This window comes from Bradyrhizobium sp. Bra78 (genome assembly GCF_024519855.1).
GTDB classification, from domain to species: domain Bacteria; phylum Pseudomonadota; class Alphaproteobacteria; order Rhizobiales; family Xanthobacteraceae; genus Bradyrhizobium; species Bradyrhizobium japonicum_G.
Genome location: NZ_JALJRE010000028.1, coordinates 1 through 2430, shown reverse-complemented (window position 1 = coordinate 2430; position 2430 = coordinate 1). Strand labels below are relative to the sequence as shown.

The window sequence follows — 2430 nt, the reverse complement described above, 5'->3', positions numbered from 1 at the left end:
CTTCTCGGCGGCTTGCTTGTCGGCCACGGCCTTTGCCGCTGCGGCCTCGGCCTCCTTCCGCCGCTGCTCGGCGGCGGCCGCCTTGGCCTCCTCGACCTGCTTGGCCTTCTCCGCCGCGATACGCGCGTCCTCGGCGGCCTTGGCGGCTGTAGCCGCTTTCTCCTGTTCGGCTTTCTTGGCCCGGTCGGCCGTCAGCCGCGCCTTCTCGTCCTCGGCCTGCCTGGCCTTTTCCACAGCGGCAGCGCGGGTTTCTTCGGCGGCGATCTTGTTCAATTGCCCCTTGGCGAGATCGCTGTAGAAGCCGCTGGGAAAGCGATTCAGGAAGGCAGCCCATCCGTCGCGCGTGCCAAGCTGGAGCGCAAGCTCGTAGTCCCGTCGCACGCTGTCCTGGGGATCGGCTTGCGGGCCCTGCGCTGCTGCCGGCTTTGCGGCAACCAGCGAAACGTCATCGCCGCCGAGCGAGCCGTAGACATATGGCTCCTGCTTGTAGCCGGTGGTTTTGAGCACATCGTCGCGGACGAAGCCGAACGCCTTGCGCAGGTCGAGGCCCGGCATCGGCAGGCGTTCGACCAGCGCCGTGGCAAACGGGCTGTTCTTCGCATCGCCGTCCGAGGCGGTCGAGCCGGCCTTCGCCGCGAAGGCGATCATGGTGTTCGGGCTGGTCGGCTCGACCTTGGCGAGGCCGCGGCCGATGGCGCGGGCGGCAACCGTGCGCTTCATGGTCTTGGCGAAAGGATTGTCGCGGCAGGCGTCGAGAATGACGAGCCGGAGCTGCTTGGCCGGCTCGACGGCGAACAGCGCGCGATCCAGCGGCAGCGTTTCGTCGAGGACGTCGCTGTCGGTCTCGAGCGTCGCGTCGGTCGGGATCAGGTAATTGGTCCCGTCGAGCTCGATGCCGTGACCGGCATAGTAGATCACCGCAACGTCGGCCTCGCGCGCCTTGCCGCCAAAATCGCGCAGCGCCTTGCGCATCTCGGCCACGTTCAGGTCGAGCTTGACGTCGACCGTATCGAAGCCGGCCTTCCTGAACATGCCGCCGACCAGCGCGGCATCGTTCGCGGGGTTCGCCAGCTTCGCCACGTTCTTGTAGGCCGAATTGCCCATGACGAGCGCGACGCGCTTCTCGGCCAGCGCCGAGCCGGTCCCAAGCCAGGTCGCCAAGCAGCTCGCAACAATCAACAAACCAAACAGCCGAAGCCGCATTCCAGCCCCCGAATGCAATAGCGTCAGAGTATTCGCAGAATGGCCAAATGCAATCTGCGATCAGTGACATCAGTCACACATCTCCGCAGTCAAAGCGATGCGTGAGATCTGGCCTGCAAGGGAATGATTGCGTCTCGGCCGCAGCTCAGTCGCACACCTCCACTTGTGCCCCTGCTACAGGGGCGACATGAGGGCCGATCTTCGGGGTTCCAATCCGACAGCCGGGCCTCACCGGCCGACAGCCAGCATTGTTACAAAGCATTTGACCGGATGCTGACGGCTTTGCGGGTGCAGCTTCGATCTGCTTCCGCTCCGTATCCCGCTTCTTGGCGTCCTCGCGGGTCGCGACAGGCTTCTTGTCCTGCACCTTCTCGCACTCGTTATCGTCGTTGACGCGATAGCCGGTGCGGCATGCGATCTTCACGCAGGCATCGCCGTCGGCCTTGAAGCCGTGGTCGCACACCAGCGGGCAGACCCGGCCGGGTTTGGCCTTGATGGCGTCGAGCGCGTCGAAGCTCGCCTGCTTGGCGTCGAGCGTCGTCCCGGCATATCTGTTGAACAGCGTCAGCGAGCGTTGCGATGACGCATTCCAGTCGCCGTCCGCCGATGTCGCCAGGCAGCCGACGCGGCGCAGTTCGGACTGAACCAGCTTCGCAGTCTCTTGTGGAGACAGGCCCGGCTGCGATGAGGTCGGAGCAACGGCTGCAAGCTTCTGTGCGCTGTCCGCAACTTGCGGCTTCTCGGCGGCTTGCTTGTCGGCCACAGCCTTCGCCGCTGCGGCCTCGGCGTCCTTGCGGCGCTGCTCGGCGGCGGCCGCCTTGGCCTCCTCGATCTGCTTGGCCTTTTCGGCGACAAGCCGGGCGTTCTCTGCGGCCTTGGCGGCGGCAGCCGCCTTCTCCTGCTCGGCCTTGTTCGCCCGCTCGGCTGCGAGCCTTGCCTTTTCGTCTTCGGCCTGGCGTGCCTTCGCGGCCGCAGCCGCGCGTGCTTCCTCCGCCGCCACGTTCTTCAGTTGCGCGCGGGCGAGGCCCGCATAGAACCCATCAGGATAAGCCTGCAGGAATGCTTCCCATGCGTCCCGGTTTCCCGCCTGGAGCGCCAGCTCATAGTCCCGGCGCACGCTGTCATGGGGATTGGCTTGCGGGCCCGGCGCTGCTGCCGGCTTGGCCGGGACGAGCGAAACGTCATCGCCGCCGAGCGAGCCGTAGACATATGGCTCCTGCTTGTAGC

The 2430-nt window shown here is 66.0% G+C and carries 1 protein-coding gene and 1 pseudogene; both read right to left on the bottom strand.

Translation table 11 applies throughout. The features are described from left to right. A partial coding sequence (locus tag OC450_RS34245; RefSeq protein ID WP_262049474.1) for a caspase domain-containing protein occupies positions 1-1203 on the bottom strand: 1203 nt, incomplete at its 3' end. A gap of 145 nt (positions 1204-1348) precedes the next feature. Beyond that, positions 1349-2430: pseudogene (locus OC450_RS34240) on the bottom strand (caspase family protein); the annotation flags it as partial.